Genomic DNA, 16907 nt, shown 5'->3' with positions numbered 1-16907 from the left:
TCCCTCGACGGCGACCGATGACGAAGACCCTTATCCGGAGGCCCTTCGTCCTTCGGCCGAGGCAGTTGAGTCGCCACGGCGGGTTTCTCGATCCGCGGCGTACGACCTCCGGTGCGGTGGGGTGGCTCACCCGCGCCCGATGGAGGTCGGCACTGGGTCCGTCACGTCGTTCCAGACCTTCAGCGCCGTCATGATCGATCTCTCGATCGGTTGTGCGGTGTCGAGTTCGATGGCCTCGGGCCACGGCGCTGCCGCGGCGGCCAAGGCGTCCGCGATCGCGGGTGTGGCCTCCGAGTCGCTCTGGGGCCTGGCACCGATCCGCTCGGCCGCGAGTGTTCGTGGGCAGGCGCACCGCAGCGACACCAGATCGCTGCGCGTCTCCTCGGCCACGGTGGCGGCTCGGGCGCGCTGGTTCGCGTCGGTCCAGCTGGCATCGAGAATCACCGAGACGCCGTGCTCCAACAGGTCCCTGGCCTGGGCGAGCATCCGCGAATACACCAATTCCTTCGCGGCGGGCCGATAGGCGCCCGCGCCGAAGACTCCCGCGGCGCCGGCGATGGATCCTGTGGCGCGCAAAGCGGCGCGGACACTGTCGCTGGAGATCGTGACGGCGTCGGTCTCGGCCGCCAAACGGGCAGTCACCGTGGATTTCCCGGTGCCGGGCAGGCCGCCGACCAGCGCGAGACGTACGGTGCCCTGTTCGAGATGCTCGACAGCGAGGGCGAGATGTCGCCGGACGCGCCCCGCCGCTTCCGGATCGCCCTGATCGGCCCGGATTCCGTCGGTTTTCGCGCGGACCGTCGCCCGATAGGCGATGTAGTGATGCCGAAGCGACGGCGGCGGCGAATCGCGCGCGGCGCGCAGGTAGTCGTGTAAGAACGCGTCGGCTTTCGCTGGGTGACCCAGGAATTCGAGATCCATCGCCAGGAATGCGGCGTCGTCGAGACCGTCGACGCAGCGCAGTCGGTCATCGAAATCCAAGCAGTCGAGGATTCGGAAGCCGTCGGGCAGGACGAAGATGTCCTCGGCGAGGAGATCCCCGTGACCGTCGACGATGCGGTTGTCGGCGATGCGCTGCGTCAGCAAGGCGGTGCGGCCGTCGATGAAGCGCGTCGCCAGGTGCACGGCGCGATCGAGCGCGCCGGGATCGATCGTCCCCGGTGGACGTTCGCGTAGCGGCTGGAACAGGGCGTCCCAGCGCCGTCGCAGCTGCTCCGGTGTGCCGGCCCGGTCGATATCGGCGCCGCGCCGTGCCCCTGCGTGGAAACGCGCGAGAGTCTCCGCCAGCGCGCGCAGCCCGGCCGTCTGGCGGGTCGGGTCCGCGAGCATGGTGGACAGGCGTAACGCGTCCGGCATCCGGCGCATCACGATGACCGGCTCCGCGGCGCCACCCTCCGGGTCGGTCAAATGCGCCAGACCCAGATAGACGTCGGGCGCGAGACGTTGATTCAACTCGAGTTCGCGGGCGCAAGCTCGCTCGCGGTTCTCCGGCGTGCCGAAGTCGAGGAAGTCGGTGACGATCGGTTTCTTCGCCTTGTAGGCACGGTCGCCGCACAGCACCACGAGCCCGGTGTGCGTCTCGCGAAGTTGCGCGAACGGTTCGTGGGTGGTTCGCAGGGCGACGCGTAGGGCCGAGACATCGAGCATGACGGCTCCCTCTGCTAGACGAGTCGAGCTTCAGGGTCGTCCGTGACAACCTCGTGTGCCTAGGGTCCAATGGCCTACCGCCCGGGCCGTGCCGTGGGCGTCGATGGCGCGAAGGTCGTTCGTCCAATCGGCTCGGGACCATTTCCCATCTGTTCACCGACCCGCGGATCTGTCGTATCTCGCGGTCGTTGCGCAGGCTGGACACCACATGGCTGCTGCGCTGGCGGCGACCTCCGAAAATCACGGCGTCTTCTCCGGCCCGTGGTGGGTGCGGAGTCGGCGCAAGCGCGGCGTGATCGGAGGTAGTTCGTGCGAGATCTGTCGAACCACCCACAGGAAGTCGCTGGAGCGACAGACGGCGAGTCGCGGTCGGGGCATACCCGGATGATCCGTCTGCTCGCCCTGACCTGTGTGATAGCCGTGCTGGTCGTCGGCGGATCGGCGGTGGCTTTGTTCAGTGCGCAGGCCGCTGATCTGATGTGGTCGGCGGCTACGGTGGCGGCGCTCGTTCCGGCGACAGTGTGGGTGCTGCAGGATCTGCGAAGAGGACGCTACGGCGCGGACCTGCTGGCATTGATAGCGCTGGCCGGCGCATTGATCGTCGAGGAATACTTCGCCGGTGCGCTGATCGCGCTCATGGTGGCGACCGGGCGGGTGCTGGAGGCGTACGCGGGTCGCCGCGCCGGACGCGATCTGTCGGCGCTGTTGCGGCGGGCCCCGGCACAGGCACATCGCCGTCGTGGCGACGGCGTGGAGACCGTGGCCGCGACAGCGATCTCACCCGGGGACCTCGTGGTCGTGCTGCCGGGTGAGACGGTGCCGGTCGACGGCATCCTCGCCACGGCGGGCGTTTTCGACGAATCAGCGCTGACCGGCGAGTCGGTCCCGGTGGTGCGGCGCGCGAGCACCGAGGTCCGCAGCGGTGTGGTCAACGCGGGCGCGGCTGTCGACATCCGAGCCGCGGCGACGGTGGAGGCGAGCACCTATGCCGGGATCGTGACGTTGGCGCGGCAGGCGGCCGCCGCTGCCGCTCCGACAGCGCGACTCGCCGATCGGGTCGCGGTGTGGTTCCTTCCGCTGGCGCTCACCATCGCGGGCGCGGCCTGGCTCGCTACGGGAGATTCGGTGCGAGCGGTGGCGGTGGTCGTCACAGCGACGCCCTGTCCGTTGCTGCTGGCGGTGCCGGTCGCGATCACGGCCGGAATGTCGCGAACGGCGCGGGCGGGTGTGGTGGTGAAAGACGGCGCCGCGCTCGAGGCGCTCGGCCGGGCACGGTGCCTGGCGATGGACAAGACCGGCACTGTGACGGTGGGACGGCCGGAGGTGCTCGATATCGTCACCGCGCCCGACGCCGACGCCGAGCAGGTGCTGCGCCAGGCGGCGGCGGTGGAGCAATTCTCGCCGCATGTGCTCGCGCGTGCAGTGGTCGCCGCAGCGGCGCACCGCGGCTTGAAGCCTGCCCTCGCACAGCATGTTTCAGAAGAACCGGGACAGGGTGCGACCGGGATCGTAGACGGTCGCGCGGTGCGGGTCGGGCGGCTTCCCGCCCGAACGGAGCCGGCGCCGTGGGCGTTGGCGGCGCTGCGGCGGGCCCGGTTGGATCTGGCCGCCGTCGTGTGGGTGTGTGTCGAGCAGGAACCTGTGGGCGCACTGCTGCTACGTGACCGTATCCGCGTAGATGCTGGACGCACGATGCGCAGATTGCGATCGGCGGGTTTGCGAAGACTGCTCATGCTCACCGGCGACCGGGTCGACAACGCGGCCGAGGTGGCACGTCTGCTCGGGCTCACCGAAGTCGTCGCGGACGCCGACCCGGCCGACAAGATCGCAGCGATCCGAGCGGAACGACACAACGGTGTGACGGTGATGGTCGGCGACGGGGTGAACGACGCACCCGCGCTGGCGGCCGCCGACGTGGGTGTGGCTCTGGGCTCGCGCGGGTCCACGGCGGCGGTGCAAGCCGCCGACGCGGTGATCGTGGACGACCGCATCGACCGGCTTGCCGATGCGGTGGAGATCGCCCAGCGATCACATCGCCTTGCGGTACAGAGTGCGGCCGCTGGGATGGCGATGTCGCTGGCGGCGATGATCGCCGCCGCTTTCGGACTGCTGGTGCCCGCGGCAGGCGCGCTCCTGCAGGAGGGCATCGATGTTGTGGTGATCTTGAACGCGTTACGCGCCCTGCGAATACCCCGGAGACGCCCGACCGAGGCGATCGAGCCGCTGGTGGCACGCTTCACCCGGGAGCACGAAAGGCTGCATGCCGCGCGCGCGTCCGTCCGGCAGGCGGCCGACGCTTTGTCGACCGGTCCCGGACCGGATGCCGACGCCGCGGTCCGCCGCGCGTTCGAACTGTTGGTGCAGGACATACTGCCGCACGAGCACGCCGAGGAGTCGGAACTGTACCCAGCGTTGACCGGCTACCTCCGCGATCCGGAGGCGATGGTGACCATGAGTCGTGAGCACACCGAAATCGAACGTCTGATTCGCCGTATCGGCCGTCATCTCGATGACGCGCCGCACGGAATCAGAGCGGATCAGCTCGATGACCTGCGCGCCTCGCTCTACGGATTGGATGCCATCCTCACCTTGCATTTCGCACAGGAGGACGAAGCTTTGTTCACGCTGGCTCCCGCAGCCGACAAGCCCGTGCCGAGTTCGGCCTGAGGACCTAAGTCCAGCGCCCGAGGGGCGGCCGACTCTGCTCCGGCCCGATTGCGAACGGGCAGAGTAATCGGTACCGACAGCGGTATGTTCCCGCGGACAGGATCGGGCACACAGTGGGCTGTCGCGAAAGGACGATCGAGGAGGCTTTCGGTGGGCCGAATCGTGACACTGACGATGAATCCCGCGATCGATGTCGCGACCCGGGTCGCGAGAGTCGTACCGACGGACAAAATGCGCTGTGCGACACCACGCTACGACCCAGGTGGCGGTGGCATCAACGTCGCGCGCACAGTGGCCGAATTGGGAGTCGAGGTGACGGCGGTGTTCCCTGCGGGCGGCCCGCCCGGCCGGCTGCTCGAGCAGTTGGTACGCGATACCGGGGTGCCGCCACGGCCGGTGCCCGTGGCCGAATCCACCAGGGAAAGCATGTCGGTCACCGAGACCTCGAGCGGCGAGCAATATCGGTTGGTCTTTCCCGGCCCTCGGCTCACCGATCCGGAACAACATCGCTGCCTGGCCGAGGTCGAACGTGCGGCGAGCGGCGCGGAGTACCTCGTGGCGAGCGGAACGCTTCCGCCGGGTGTGTCTCCGGACTTCTATCAAATCCTCACCGATCTCGTCGGCGACCTCGATGTGCGTGTGTTGCTGGATACGTCCGGTATCGCTTTGCGCAAGGTGCACCGGGGCGTCCATCTGATCAAGCCGAGCGTGCGGGAACTCGGCGACTACGCCGGGCATCCGCTGATCGACCGCGCCGAACAGCTGGCACAGGCCCGCCGCCTGATCGCCGCTGGAATGACAGAGATCGTGCTGCTGTCCCTCGGGGCCGACGGAGCGCTCCTGGTGACGCAGGACGCACAGGAGTGGTTCGCGGCCGTGCCCGCGCGGGTTCGTAGCGGGATCGGCGCCGGAGACGCGATGGTCGGCGGCGTCACAGTGGGCCTGGCCCGCGGGTACGAGCTAGCCGACGCGGTGCGTCTGGGTATCGCGGCCGCGACCGCGGCGCTCGCCACCACGGGGACATGCCCGGGGCGAGCCGAGCACATCAGGCAGGTGCACGACGAGCTTCGGCGTACCGGTAATTCCACCGGCGGCATCGATGCTCTCGCACCGACCGCCCCGCGGCTGCCGTAGTGCTCGCCGGAGCGAGGGAGTCCGGGGACGGGTTCGTCCACAGTCATCCGGAGACAGAACGCATGTAGGACATTCGGCCTCGCACTTGAGTCGATGTCCTCCTTCGCCTATGTCCGCGCAGGCCGCACGCTGATAGGGAGGTCTGACCATCGTCATCGTGTCCGGGACACCACTGATCCGGCCGGGTAGCGAGGCGGACGGCGTCTATATGCGCACCGCAGCCGGCCCAGGTGGTCTTCCCACACACGCGACACCTGACGGGTGAGCACATCAGCGCTGTCCCTCGGCAGCGGTGAAACTGGGCGGGCCCTGGTAGGGGCGCTGCAGTGCGGCGAAGCCGGGAGCTGTGGCCGCGGTGACGATCGCGTCCAGCAGTTCGGCCCCGCGTTCCGACCGCGGCGGCTCGGTCAAGACGGGACCGTTGAAGACGTGACCGTCGACGCTGATGATCGGGCTGCCACCGCGCCCGCCGAGCGCTGTTTGACTGGCGTGATGGGCGTGGGCGACCGCGGCGTCGCAGCCGATGTCATCGAGGGCTTCGATCAGTTCGTGACCGAAAGCGGTCTCGGCGATGGCTGCCGCTATCGCCTCCTCGGCGTCCTGCCCGTGTTCATGTGATCGCCGCCCGAAGGCCAGGTACAGCGGGGTGAACGCGGTCTGGCCGTGCTGCCGGACCGCGGCGGCGAACACGCGGCCCACCCGGCGTGATCGGTCGAGCATCGGAGCGTGATCGGCATCGGAGTCCTGGCCGCCGTTGAGCACGGCCAGGCTCATCTGCCGCAAGGTCACCACGTGCTCGTCGGCAGCACTGTCCAGCAGCCACTGCGCGGCTACCCAGGCGAATGGGCACACAGGATCCACATACAGATCGATATCGGCCATGAAATCCTCCTGTCGCTGGCGGGAAAATACCCCCGCCGGTATACTGCAACTATACCTATGGGGGTATATGAAGTCGACCCGGCTGTGATGGTACGTCTATACCCACCGGGGTATGCTGGACGGCCATATGCCGAGGAGAAAGGCGCATCCATGGTCGGCGACGAAACCGCTATCACCGAAACACTCAACAGGCTGCGGCGCGCGCACGGTCAGCTCGCAGGCGTCATCGCCATGATCGAGCAGGGTCGCGACTGCAAAGACGTGGTCACCCAGCTCGCCGCGGTCTCCCGTGCGCTCGACCGCGCCGGATTCAAGATCGTCGCGACCGGACTGCGCGAATGCCTCAGCGGGCACTCCACCGACGGCCAGCAGCCGATGACCGTCGAAGAGCTGGAAAAACTGTTCCTCGCTCTGGCCTGACTCAGATCGTCCACTCACGGGAGAAAGGACCGCACCATGGACCTGGGACTGTCCACCACATTGCACACGAATTTTGGCGATGCCGTCGATCGGACCCGCGCCGCTCTGAGCGAGCAGGGATTCGGCGTTCTCACCGAGATCGACGTGCGAGCCACACTGGAGACAAAACTCGACGTGAACATGGAGGACTACCTCATCCTCGGGGCCTGCAATCCGCCTCTGGCGCACGAAGCGGTCGGCATCGACCGGCAGATCGGGCTCCTGCTGCCCTGCAACGTCGTCGTGCGTCGCAACCCCGACTCCGACGATGAAGTCATCGTCGAAGCGATGAATCCGCAACTGATGGTTCAGGTCACGAACGAACCGGCCCTGCAAACGGTGGCCACTCGAGCCGCCGCGAAACTACAGGCGGCCATCGACTCTCTGAACACCACCAGCCGCGTGCCCTAACGCAGTCCGCGGGGCGCGCCGTTCGCGTGTCAGTACACCTGGCGTCGGTGCGGCGTCCGTGATGCTTCCGGGCTGGCGTCGAAAATCGGTGCGCAATATCTGTACCCGACACTGCCGACCGCGGTGGCGGCCTTCGAAGCGGACCGTCGGCCCGAGTCCGATGGTCCGTCCGGTGAATGACCTTCGTCTCTGCCCCTGAACGGGCGCTATCGCGATCATCGATGCTGACGGCACGAGCTGTCAGAAGAGGTGAACGGCGATGACCGATAGCGTGACCATCGCGTGGCAGGGGTGGTGGACCCGGCTGGCGCGCCTGTGGTCGTTGCAACCGTGCAGTTCGAATCGGCTGATGCGCCCCGGCGACCGCATCGAATCCGCTGTCCGAATCATCGCGACGATCGTGGCACTGATCGCCGTTCCTGTCGCGGGCGCCTTCGGCACTCACGCGTACACCGACACTTCCGCAGAGATCCGCACCGAAAACGCGACAAGGTTTCTTGTGCAGCCCGTGATCACCGAGGGGCCCAGCAGCATCGCTTCGCACCGCTACCAGGCACGGGTGCGATGGAACCAAGACGGCCGTAGCGGCACCGCCGTCATACCGGTGCGGGAGACGGCACAACGCGGCGATCGCATCGATCTCTGGCTGGATGACCACGGTGCGCCGGCTGCGCAACCTCGTCACCCGGACGTCGCCGTCGTGACCGGGATCGGCGTGGGTGTGTTCGTCCTGATCGGCGTCTGGCTGTGTGGATGGTGCCTTATGAACGGGGCGACGCTGCTGCTACAGCGGCGCCGGAGCGCGCGGTGGGACCGCGAGTGGCGGCAGATGAGTCGTGCGACGAAAGAGGGTTCGCAATGATGTACTGGAACGGGGACGGTGCGCAGTGGTGGATGTTCGTTCCCATGATCTTGCTGGCCGTCCCCCTGTGGATCGCGGTGGCGATCGCGCTTGTCGCGGTGTGCAGACCGGAGCGCGTCAAAGACATCCGGCCCGGTGGCCCGACGCGTCTGTCACCGGAGGCGCTGCTCGCGGAACGGTTCGCCAGCGGCGAACTGGACGAATCCGAATACCTGCGTCGCCTCGCGGTGCTGCATCCCGTCACCGGCGCACCGGCGGATCTCGATCGGCGCGCTCAGCAGTAGACGAGAGGTGACGAGAGGTACTGCCGCCGGACGGATTCATGTCCGGGGCCGACTCGTGCGCTCGGACCGTCGCAATTCCCCCACCACGGCCTCCGCCGCGCGCGGTACGGCGGACGCCACCGGCTCGGATAGGCCGACGCCCGGCTCGAGACACGCCACCTCCACCGCGACGACGACGAGCCTGGCGGGAAGACGGCCGAGCACGCGTCCCAATGGCAGCGCATCCGTGATGCCGAGGGAGTGGGAAGAGGCGGTTCCCGCACGCCGGAGCAGGTCGATGTCCGTCAGGCGAACCCGGCCGGGGACCGGGGAAACGCACCGCACGGCGTCGATTACGACAGCTAGATCGAAGCCGGTCCAGATATCCAGCAGACTCGTTGGTTCGCCATCGGAAATCGCCACGAGAACGCCCGGCATGTGGAGATTTTCGATCCGGGAGGCGACGACCGGACCGATCCCGTCGTCTCCGCGGTATTCGTTGCCCACGCCGACGACCACCGCCCACGGCTCGGTCATCGGCGCACCATGTCGAGGTCCAGGAAGTGCGCCGAGCAGGATATGCACGGATCGTAGTTCCGGATCGCGCGTTCGCACATCGTGGCCAGCGCGGCGTCATCCAGGTCGAGGTGGTCGGAGACGACTCGCCGCAGATCGTCCTCCATCACTGCCTGATTCTGTGAGGTAGGCGGAATGATCATGGCCGAGCGCACGATGCCGTGATGGTCGAGCTCGTACCGGTGGTAGAGCAGGCCGCGAGGCGCTTCGCTCACGCCGTGCCCGGTGCCGGCTCGAGGCGCGACCGGAACCGCGGCGCGGGAGGGGCGTTCGTAACCATCGATGATGGTCAGTGCCGCATCGATCGCGTGGACGACTTCGACCGCTCGAACCAGGATGCTCCGGAACGGGTTACGGCATTGCGCGCCGAGTCCGATTTCGGCGGCGACCTGCTGGGCGATCGGTGACAGCTGGTGGTGATTCAGTGTGTATCGGGCCAACGGTCCGGTGAGGTAGCGTGCGCCGTCGAGCGTCGCGTGCAAGGCGGTGGAGTGCGGAACCTGATGTTCTCGTATGTGATTCGGGAAATCGATCGCCGGGAAGCGAAGCCCGGTACTGGTGTGCACGTCACCGTTGTCGATGGCGTATCGGTCCGGATCGTTTGCCGCCAGCAGCTCGTATTCGAGTTCCAGCTCGGGGAATTCGAATCGCGCAGCCCGGAGCGCGGTGTTCGTCGCGTGGTCTCGCGCACGGCGCAGTTGTTCGATCACGGCGGCGAACTCGGCGCGTTCGGGGACCGAGTAGAAGCCGCCGAGCCGGACGTTGACGGGATGGATGGCCCGGCCGCCGAGGAGTTCGAGCAGCGCGTTGCCCGCTCGTTTCGTCGCCAATCCCTCCTCGACGAGTTCGCGGTGATCGGCGGCGAGCGTGATCGCGTCCGGGTAGCCGAGGAAGTCGGGCATGTGCAGCAGATGAATATGTAGAGAGTGGCTGGAGATCCATTCGCCGCAATACAAAAGCCTGCGCACGTCGGCCAGTGGTCGGTCCAACTCCACGCCACAAAGTTGCTCGAGTGCGTTGCAGGCACTGGTCTGGTAGGCCACGGGACAGATCCCGCAGATGCGGGAGGTGATATCGGGCGGCTCGGTATAGGCGCGTCCACGCAAAAATGCTTCGAAGAACCGCGGTGGCTCGTAGATATTCAACTCGGTGCTTTCCACCTGCCCGTCCGTGATGACAACACGCAGCGCGCCCTCGCCCTCGACACGAGCCAGGGTGCCGACTTTCAGCTGCCTATGCCGACTCATCGCCGTTCCTGTACGCGAACTCCGGCGCGGCTGCGGCATAGGTGGCGAAAACGCGATCGATGTCGTCGGTGTCCATGCCATTGACACGCAGGATGGGAAGCAGCGCGTGAATGTTGGGATTCGCCATAGGACCGAAACAACCGAAGCAGCCACGGTGGTACGCCGGGCACAGGGCGCCGCATCCCGCTTGCGTGACCGGACCCAGGCAGGGAATCCCCTCGGCGACCATGACACAGGTGGCGCCGCGACGTTTGCACTCGGTGCATACGCTCGTGTTCGGGATGTCGGGCGCGCGGCCCGCCAGGAACGCGCACAGGGTGTCGAGCAGTTGCCGCCGGTCGATCGGGCAGCCACGCAATTCGAAGTCGACCGGTACGTGCGCGGAAATGGGAGTCGAGGTGTCCAAGGTGGCGATGTATTCCGGACTGGCATACACCACCGAGGTGAACTCGGTGACGTCGGCGAAATTGCGCAGCGCCTGGATTCCGCCGTGTGTGGCGCACGCCCCGATCGCCACCAGAATCCGGGATCGCTCACGAATCTCGATGATCCGGCGTCGCTCTTCTTCCGTGGTGATCGAACCCTCGACCAGTGAGACATCGTATGGGCCGGGCTCCATCGCACTGGACGCTTCCGCGAAGTGCGTGATGCGCACCCGGCCGGCGAGAGCGAGCAGTTCGTCCTCGCAGTCGAGCAAGGTGAGCTGGCAACCATCGCAGGAAGTGAACTTCCACACCGCGAGCGTCGGCGTCTTCGTCATAGTTCGCGCACCGCCAGCAGTGGTTCGGCAGTCGCGTAGTCCACGATGGGTCCATCTCGGCACAGCAGCAGCGGACCGAGCTGGCAATGCCCGCATCGCGCGACACCGCACTGCATGTTGCGCTCCAACGACACTTGGATGTCGCTGGCGGGAACGCCCTTGCGCAGTAGTGATCCCGCGCAAAATCGCATCATCGGTTCCGGGCCGCAGAGCAGGGCGGTGGTCTTGCCGGGTTCCACGGTCAGGTGGGCCAGTGGTTCGGTGACGAACCCGACGCGGCCGTCCCAATCCGGTGCGGGGTGATCGACGGTCTGATGGAGTTCGATCGCCCCGGCCGCCGGCCACAGTCGCTGGTCGTGCCGGAACAGGATGTCCGCCGGGGTCCGGGCTCCGGTGATCAGCACGACCCGCCGGTAGTCGTCGCGCGCGGCGAGCGCGGCGAGTATGGCGGAGCGCAGCGGCGCCAGCCCGACGCCGCCGCCCACGATGACGAGATCCCCTCCGGCCGCCGACGCCAGGTCCCATCCTGTGCCGAATGGTCCGCGGACACCGATCAGGCCGCCGACACCTGTGTCGTGCAGCGCCGCGCTCACCGCGCCTACCGCCCGGATAGTGTGTTCGAGGTTGTCGCCGACGGCCGTGGGATCTCCGCTGATCGAGATCGCGATCTCGCCCACGCCGAAGCTGTAGAGCATCATGAACTGTCCAGGCCGGAAAGGTTGCGCCGCATCGCGTACCGGTTCCAGGCGCAGCGTCACGGTGTCCTGGTTCTGCGCGATGCGACCGATTACGCGGTAGGGCAGCATCGTGTTACCGTGCGCCACTGTCCGGGTTCGCGTGTCCACGCTCATCGATCGCCTCGGTCGACGGCGATGCGGTGTGGACCGGCCGTGCAGGTCATGGCGGGGTTCCGGTAGAGGTCGAGCAGCCGGGCCCGGGTTGCCTGCAGTCGTTCCAGCAGCGCCTCGAACAGCATCATGGCCAGCGCGCGGCCGAATCGTGGATCCCGATCGGAGAGTTCGGCCAAGATCCCCGCGTCGAACTCGACGGCCTCGACCGGTTCGGCGGTCACCGCGCCGAAATGCCACCGGTAGGGCGGTACGAGCCAGGACCAGCCGAGCAGGTCTCCGCCGCCGAGGGTCTGGAGGACCACGGCGCCGCGCCCCGGCACCTGCGCGTCCAGCAGTATCCGGCCGTGGCGGATCAGCCAGCATCGGTCGGCCGGTCGGGCCTCGGTGATCATCCGGTGCCCTGCGGGGAAGGCCACATCGCGTCCGGCGGCGGTCAGTGTGCGCAGTTCTTCCTCGCTCAGCGATGCCAGCTGCCCGAACGCGGACAGTTCCTCAGCGGTGGGCATGGTGCGATTCCTCGGCCAGTTCGGCCAGCCGGGCCACCTCCGCGGTCAGGTCGATCTCGGCGGGGCACCAGGCGATGCACCGTCCGCAGCCGACGCACCCCGAGCTGCCGAACTGGTCGTACCAGGTGCTGAGTTTGTGGCTGATCCACTGCCGGTAGCGGCTTTCGCCGGATTGCCGCACGCTGCCGCCGTGCAGGTAGGAGAAGTCCGGTTCGAAGCACGACGACCAGTGCTCCCAGCGCTCGGCATGGTCGCCGGTGAGGTCGGTGACGTCCTCGGTGCTGGTGCAGAAGCAGGTGGGGCACACCATCGTGCAATTCCCGCACGTGAAGCAGCGGGCGGCGACATCCTGCCAGTGCGGAGACTCCCGAGAGTCGCGAAGCAGAGCGCGAATGTCGACCTCGGGCATCGCGCGGCCCATCCGGTCGGCCGCGGCGGACACCTCCGCACGGGCGTTCGTGACCTCCGTCGTGTCGGCCGGACGTGTGGTGATCTCGCCGAGAATTTCGGCGCCGTCCGCACTACCCACGTCGACGAGGAATCGGTGGCCCTCGGCATCGACCCGCTCTGTGAGGGCCAGATCGTATCCGGACGAGACCCCCGGGCCGGTGCCCATCGAAGCGCAGAAACACACCCCGCCGGGCTCTGTGCAGTTCACGGCGACGACGAAAAGGTCTTTCCGGCGTGCGGCGAACGAAGCATCAGGATGGGCCCCGTCGCCGAGCACGCGTCCGAGAATCGCAATCGAGGTGAGGTCGCACCCGCGGACGCCGAGAAAGGCGGATCGGACCGGCGGGTCCGTCACGGGTTCCATCTCGAGGTCCGGCCCGACCTGGGCTATCTTGCGACGCGGGGGATGTAGGAACTGCTTCCAGGAGCCCGGCCCGGCCGAATGGGCGAAGACCGCCTCGTCGTTTCGGCGGCGCAGCCGGTACCGTCCGGGCGCGGTCTCCGCACCCCATCCGGCGGGCAGTCGCCTGCCGGAGTCCAGTTCGTCCAGGACGATCGCGCCATCGCGCACCTGCGGACCGATGACGCGGTATCCCCGGTCGCGCAGCACGTCCACCAGACGATCCAGACCGGCACGATCGATCACCACGGTGTCGTCAGGCATGGTCGAGACCCCTGTCAGGTTCGGATATAGCCGTCCGTTTTCGAGTCTCGTCAACCGGGAGATGCACCGCGAGGGACCAAGGTCCCGAATCGCGATTGCCGACGGCATCGGGCCCAGCGGCGACGGTCCAGAGGACCGGCCTGCCTCGCTCGAGTGGTCTTTGGTCACTTCTCCCGGGGACGATCAGCCGCATTCGAGCCTGTGCCGCGGCTCATACCGTTGAGGTCGGCGCCCGGCTGGGTGCTACGCGACCACAGGCTCGGGAGGTCCCCATGACAGAGCAGCGATTCGACGACCCGCATCACCTCGCCACGGCGAAAATCGTTGTCGGCGTAGATGGTTCGGACGGGTCGTGGACCGCCCTCCGGTGGGCGGCGCGGTTCGCGGCCGATCGCGGACGCGAACTCGAGATCCTCCACGGCATGGACGCGGTGGGCAACGACTGGGTACTCGGCGACTACGAGGTCGTGATTCCCTCGGTCCTCGACGTCATCCGGCAACAGGGACAGGATGTGGTCGCCCGGGCCGAACGCGTGGCCCGATCGGTCGCACCGGAGTTGCGTATCTCGTCTCGCGCGACCACCGATACCGGGAAGCAATTGCTGATCGAGCACAGCGCGGAGGCGTACGCGGTCGTGCTCGGTGCGACCGGAAACGCGGGGACGTTCACCCATCTGGGCTCCACGCTGCTGGCCGTGACCGCCCACGCGCGCGGCGCCGTGGTCGTCGTGCGCCCCGACCCTGATGCCGACGGCGCGGTCCACACATCCGGCCCGGTGGTGGTCGGCGTGGACGGTAGCCCCGTCGGCGACGCGGCTATCGAGGCAGCCTTCACCGAAGCGGCCGAACGCGATGTCGAACTCGTCGCTGTCCATGTGTGGAGCGACTGGGACTCCGGGCGCTTCGCCGGTCACGCCCACCGGGCCGAGGCCGAACTCGACAACATCGAGCGGGCGGTTCTCGCCGAGCGTGTCGCGGGGTGGCAGGAGAAGTTCCCCGAGGTTCGCGTCGCACGGAAAGTCGAGGTTTCCGCGCCGGCGTCGCACCTGCTGTCCTGGTCGAACGTGGCGCAGTTGCTGGTCGTTGGCAGTCGCGGACGGGGCGGTTTCGCGGGCATGTTGCTCGGTTCCACCGCGAACACTCTGGTACAGCATGCCTCGTGCCCGGTCATGGTCGTCCACCCGTGATGACCGAGATCGGGCAGAGGGCGGTGTACCTTCGACGTACGCGGCGGTAGCCGCCACGGTGCTGCTCGTCGGCGGACCATGTGATATCGGGAGGCGAGTGCCGATGGCGGCGACGGATCGGTGGTCGTGGCCGAGCATCCTCGGCGCGGACGGCCCGGCGGCAGTGATCTGTATCCGGTTGGCGGTGGGGCTGGTGTTCCTCAGTGAGGGTATTCAGAAGTACCTGTATCCGGACAAACTGGGGCCGGGCCGGTTCGCGAAGATCGGCATCCCCGCACCGACGTTCTTCGCGAACTTCGACGGTGTCATCGAAATCGTCTGCGGCGTCTTGATCGTCATCGGACTGCTGGCCCGCTTCGCCGCGCTGCCGTTGCTGGTCGATATCAGCTTGGCGATCGTCTTCACCAAGTTGCGTGAGCTGCGCCCGGGCGGGTTCCAAGGAGTGGAAGGCTTCTGGGGAATGGTCCACGACGCGCGCACCGATGTCGCGATGTTGCTCGGGTTGATCTTCCTGATCTGGGCAGGGCCCGGCCGCTGGTCATTGGATGCGTGGCTCACCCGCCGTGCTCAGCACGACGTCCTTGCGTAGTCCCGTCGTAGGAGTGCCCGCGATGGTCACTGTCATGCCCCCCCCGAGATGGCGGGTCTGGCTGCGCCGTGTGGACCATTGCCATCTTGATTCCTGGTTTTTTCGATTCTGCGTCCTGTTGGGGCAAAAGTTGCCCGATGTAGCCTGCATCGTGCATGAATCACCTTCTGTCGGAACGATTTTCGAACCTCGCCGAAGCATGTATAGAATCCGATCCGGTACAGCGAGTCCCGGCTGAACTTCGGTGAGGAACCACCGAGCGCGAACCCTAGGGGTGAAAAGGAGACATCATGTCCGGACTGGAGTTCGCGACTCTCCGTGATCAGGTGGCCGCGCTGCGGACGAAAACCATCTCGGCCACCGAACTGCTCGAGCTGACCATCGCGCGGATCGAAAAGTTCGACGACAAGATCAACGCCATCGTGGTGCGGGATTTCGACCGCGCCCGCGCCGCAGCGAAGCAGGCGGACGCGGCGCTGGCGCGCGGTGAGTACGCACCGTTACTGGGCGTGCCGGTGGCGGTGAAGGAGTCGTTCAATGTCGCGGGTCTGCCCACGACGTGGGGATTTCCCGATGCGAAGGATTGGCAGCCTGCCGAGGACGCGGCGTTGGTGACGCGGGTGAAGGGTGTGGGCGGTGTCGTCATCGGCAAGACCAATGTGCCGCGCGCCCTGCACGACTGGCAGTCCTACAACGACATCTACGGCACAACCAACAACCCGTGGGACCTGACACGCTCGCCCGGCGGCTCCTCGGGCGGCTCGTCCGCCGCACTCGCGGCAGGGTATGTCTCGCTGGCACTCGGCTCCGACATCGGCGGCTCGCTGCGGGTACCAGCGCATTTCTGCGGCATATACGCCCACAAGCCGTCACGGACGCTGCTGCCGGGTCGGGGAAATACGCCGCCTCGGACGCCTGCGCTGCCGGCCCCGCAAGACCTCGCCGTGGTCGGGCCCATGACGCGCAGTGCCGCCGACCTGACGTTGGCGACCCTGTTGCTCGCCGGTCCCGACGAGGTGGAGGCGGTCGCATACAAGCTCGCGCTGCCACCGCCGCGCAGCGCCGAGTTCGACGACTTCCGGGTGCTGGTCATCGACACTCATCCGTTGTTGCCGACGTCGACCGTCATCCGCGACGGGTTCGACCGGATCGCTCGAGGGCTCGAAAAGGCTGGTGCCGCGGTCGCCCGGCGCAGCGCGCTGCTGCCCGACCTCACATTGACGGCGAACACCTATCTGACACTGCTGATGTCGCAGTTCGGCGCGGATGCGCCGGTCGATACCTACCGAGCGCTCCAAGCCGCCGTTGCCGACATTCCGCCGAACTCCGACCGTCCGGAGGATGTCATCCGCCGCGCGTTCGTGGTCGGCCACGGCGACTGGATCAGGGCGGACCGTGTCCGTATGGTCCTGGCCGACCAGTGGCGACGCCTGTTCGACGAATTCGACGTGGTGCTGTGCCCGATCACGCCGACGCCTGCCTTCCCGCATGACCATTCGGACATGGACACTCGCACTATCGATATCGACGGCACCACGCACCCCTACAACTACCACCTGGTGTGGGCGAGTATCGCGACACTGCTCGGGCTACCGTCTACCGCGACGCCGATCGGGCGCTCGCCCGAGGGGCTGCCCTACGGCATGCAGATCATCGGCCCCTATCTCGAAGACCACACCACGTTGCGGTTCGCAGAGTTGATCGAGCAGGAGTTCGGCGGATTCAGCCCGCCGCCCGGTTTCGTCTGAGGGA

The 16907-nt window shown here is 67.2% G+C and carries 17 protein-coding genes; 9 read left to right on the top strand and 8 right to left on the bottom strand.

The features are described 5' to 3' along the window. Window positions 1-126 precede the first annotated feature (126 nt). The gene (locus ACWESM_RS17370) at window positions 127-1647 is read right to left on the bottom strand and encodes a bifunctional aminoglycoside phosphotransferase/ATP-binding protein (RefSeq protein WP_364425288.1); all 1521 of its coding nucleotides are present in this window, start codon (window positions 1645-1647) and stop codon (window positions 127-129) included. Between the two features lie 384 nt (window positions 1648-2031). Here ACWESM_RS17370 and ACWESM_RS17365 point away from each other — a divergent pair, with 384 nt between their 5' ends. Both ACWESM_RS17365 and ACWESM_RS17360 read left to right on the top strand, forming a co-directional pair. Next, window positions 2032-4314 (top strand): heavy metal translocating P-type ATPase, encoded by a 2283-nt coding sequence (locus ACWESM_RS17365; protein WP_364425290.1) that lies wholly within the window; start codon window positions 2032-2034, stop codon window positions 4312-4314. A gap of 150 nt (window positions 4315-4464) precedes the next feature. Further along, complete coding sequence (locus ACWESM_RS17360) at window positions 4465-5448, top strand: 1-phosphofructokinase family hexose kinase (protein ID WP_397278381.1); 984 nt, start codon at window positions 4465-4467, stop codon at window positions 5446-5448. A gap of 270 nt (window positions 5449-5718) precedes the next feature. Here ACWESM_RS17360 and ACWESM_RS17355 read toward each other — a convergent pair whose 3' ends face one another. After that, entirely contained in the window at window positions 5719-6330 is a 612-nt protein-coding gene (locus ACWESM_RS17355) for a mycothiol-dependent nitroreductase Rv2466c family protein (RefSeq protein ID WP_364425293.1), read from the bottom strand. A gap of 150 nt (window positions 6331-6480) precedes the next feature. On the opposite strand from ACWESM_RS17355, the gene ACWESM_RS17350 reads away from it, so the two are divergent. From ACWESM_RS17350 to ACWESM_RS17335, 4 genes are all read left to right on the top strand, one after another. Further along, entirely contained in the window at window positions 6481-6750 is a 270-nt protein-coding gene (locus ACWESM_RS17350) for a metal-sensitive transcriptional regulator (protein WP_364425295.1), read from the top strand. A gap of 36 nt (window positions 6751-6786) precedes the next feature. After that, a complete protein-coding gene (locus ACWESM_RS17345; RefSeq protein WP_364425297.1) occupies window positions 6787-7200 on the top strand; it encodes a DUF302 domain-containing protein in 414 nt (137 codons plus the stop codon). A gap of 259 nt (window positions 7201-7459) precedes the next feature. Next, window positions 7460-8062: an Rv1733c family protein gene (locus ACWESM_RS17340; protein ID WP_364425299.1), complete on the top strand. Its 603-nt coding sequence runs from the start codon at window positions 7460-7462 to the stop codon at window positions 8060-8062. Beyond that, window positions 8059-8346, top strand: a complete 288-nt coding sequence (locus tag ACWESM_RS17335; protein WP_364425301.1) for an SHOCT domain-containing protein — start codon at window positions 8059-8061, stop codon at window positions 8344-8346. Before ACWESM_RS17340 ends, ACWESM_RS17335 begins: the two co-directional genes overlap by 4 nt. Before the next feature lie 36 nt (window positions 8347-8382). Here the strand turns inward: ACWESM_RS17335 and ACWESM_RS17330 are convergent, their stop codons facing one another. The 6 genes from ACWESM_RS17330 to ACWESM_RS17305 are packed head-to-tail and all read right to left on the bottom strand — an operon-like array spanning window position 8383 to window position 13379. Then, the gene (locus ACWESM_RS17330; protein ID WP_397278376.1) at window positions 8383-8844 is read right to left on the bottom strand and encodes a hydrogenase maturation protease; all 462 of its coding nucleotides are present in this window, start codon (window positions 8842-8844) and stop codon (window positions 8383-8385) included. A 14-nt stretch (window positions 8845-8858) separates the two neighbouring features. Then, entirely contained in the window at window positions 8859-10148 is a 1290-nt protein-coding gene (locus tag ACWESM_RS17325) for a Ni/Fe hydrogenase subunit alpha (protein WP_452492550.1), read from the bottom strand. Continuing rightward, window positions 10135-10908, bottom strand: coding sequence for an NADH-quinone oxidoreductase subunit B family protein (locus tag ACWESM_RS17320; protein WP_452492548.1), 774 nt, complete (start codon window positions 10906-10908; stop codon window positions 10135-10137). Before ACWESM_RS17320 ends, ACWESM_RS17325 begins: the two co-directional genes overlap by 14 nt. Further along, on the bottom strand, window positions 10905-11759 hold the full coding sequence (locus tag ACWESM_RS17315; RefSeq protein WP_452492546.1) for an FAD/NAD(P)-binding protein: 855 nt from the start codon (window positions 11757-11759) through the stop codon (window positions 10905-10907). The genes ACWESM_RS17320 and ACWESM_RS17315 overlap by 4 nt, the downstream gene beginning before the upstream one ends. Then, window positions 11756-12265 carry a Crp/Fnr family transcriptional regulator gene (locus ACWESM_RS17310; RefSeq protein ID WP_397278373.1) on the bottom strand — a complete coding sequence of 170 codons (510 nt, stop codon included), beginning with the start codon at window positions 12263-12265 and terminating at the stop codon, window positions 11756-11758. The genes ACWESM_RS17315 and ACWESM_RS17310 overlap by 4 nt, the downstream gene beginning before the upstream one ends. Beyond that, window positions 12252-13379, bottom strand: a complete 1128-nt coding sequence (locus ACWESM_RS17305; protein ID WP_364425313.1) for a 4Fe-4S dicluster domain-containing protein — start codon at window positions 13377-13379, stop codon at window positions 12252-12254. Before ACWESM_RS17305 ends, ACWESM_RS17310 begins: the two co-directional genes overlap by 14 nt. 272 nt (window positions 13380-13651) lie before the next feature. Here ACWESM_RS17305 and ACWESM_RS17300 point away from each other — a divergent pair, with 272 nt between their 5' ends. The 3 genes from ACWESM_RS17300 (at window position 13652) to ACWESM_RS17290 (ending at window position 16903) form a co-directional block, all read left to right on the top strand. After that, entirely contained in the window at window positions 13652-14566 is a 915-nt protein-coding gene (locus tag ACWESM_RS17300) for a universal stress protein (RefSeq protein WP_397278371.1), read from the top strand. A 103-nt stretch (window positions 14567-14669) separates the two neighbouring features. Beyond that, window positions 14670-15155: a DoxX family protein gene (locus ACWESM_RS17295; RefSeq protein ID WP_364425317.1), complete on the top strand. Its 486-nt coding sequence runs from the start codon at window positions 14670-14672 to the stop codon at window positions 15153-15155. 290 nt (window positions 15156-15445) lie between these two features. Continuing rightward, window positions 15446-16903: an amidase gene (locus tag ACWESM_RS17290; RefSeq protein ID WP_452492544.1), complete on the top strand. Its 1458-nt coding sequence runs from the start codon at window positions 15446-15448 to the stop codon at window positions 16901-16903. Window positions 16904-16907: the final 4 nt, after the last annotated feature.

This window comes from Nocardia sp. NPDC003999, assembly GCF_053604885.1.
The sequence above is the reverse complement of the archived record's forward strand: the minus strand, read 5'-3'. Positions and strand labels throughout refer to the sequence as shown.

What these genes read in the sequence shown, in the direction of transcription:
- ACWESM_RS17370 (WP_364425288.1), bottom strand. Translation starts at nt 1,647, where the DNA reads ATGCTCGATGTCTCGGCCCTACGCGTCGCCCTGCGAACCACCCACGAA.
- ACWESM_RS17365 (WP_364425290.1), top strand. Translation starts at nt 2,032, where the DNA reads ATGATCCGTCTGCTCGCCCTGACCTGTGTGATAGCCGTGCTGGTCGTC.
- ACWESM_RS17355 (WP_364425293.1), bottom strand. Translation starts at nt 6,330, where the DNA reads ATGGCCGATATCGATCTGTATGTGGATCCTGTGTGCCCATTCGCCTGG.
- ACWESM_RS17350 (WP_364425295.1), top strand. Translation starts at nt 6,481, where the DNA reads ATGGTCGGCGACGAAACCGCTATCACCGAAACACTCAACAGGCTGCGG.
- ACWESM_RS17345 (WP_364425297.1), top strand. Translation starts at nt 6,787, where the DNA reads ATGGACCTGGGACTGTCCACCACATTGCACACGAATTTTGGCGATGCC.
- ACWESM_RS17340 (WP_364425299.1), top strand. Translation starts at nt 7,460, where the DNA reads ATGACCGATAGCGTGACCATCGCGTGGCAGGGGTGGTGGACCCGGCTG.
- ACWESM_RS17335 (WP_364425301.1), top strand. Translation starts at nt 8,059, where the DNA reads ATGATGTACTGGAACGGGGACGGTGCGCAGTGGTGGATGTTCGTTCCC.
- ACWESM_RS17325 (WP_452492550.1), bottom strand. Translation starts at nt 10,148, where the DNA reads ATGAGTCGGCATAGGCAGCTGAAAGTCGGCACCCTGGCTCGTGTCGAG.
- ACWESM_RS17320 (WP_452492548.1), bottom strand. Translation starts at nt 10,908, where the DNA reads ATGACGAAGACGCCGACGCTCGCGGTGTGGAAGTTCACTTCCTGCGAT.
- ACWESM_RS17315 (WP_452492546.1), bottom strand. Translation starts at nt 11,759, where the DNA reads ATGAGCGTGGACACGCGAACCCGGACAGTGGCGCACGGTAACACGATG.
- ACWESM_RS17310 (WP_397278373.1), bottom strand. Translation starts at nt 12,265, where the DNA reads ATGCCCACCGCTGAGGAACTGTCCGCGTTCGGGCAGCTGGCATCGCTG.
- ACWESM_RS17305 (WP_364425313.1), bottom strand. Translation starts at nt 13,379, where the DNA reads ATGCCTGACGACACCGTGGTGATCGATCGTGCCGGTCTGGATCGTCTG.
- ACWESM_RS17300 (WP_397278371.1), top strand. Translation starts at nt 13,652, where the DNA reads ATGACAGAGCAGCGATTCGACGACCCGCATCACCTCGCCACGGCGAAA.
- ACWESM_RS17295 (WP_364425317.1), top strand. Translation starts at nt 14,670, where the DNA reads ATGGCGGCGACGGATCGGTGGTCGTGGCCGAGCATCCTCGGCGCGGAC.
- ACWESM_RS17290 (WP_452492544.1), top strand. Translation starts at nt 15,446, where the DNA reads ATGTCCGGACTGGAGTTCGCGACTCTCCGTGATCAGGTGGCCGCGCTG.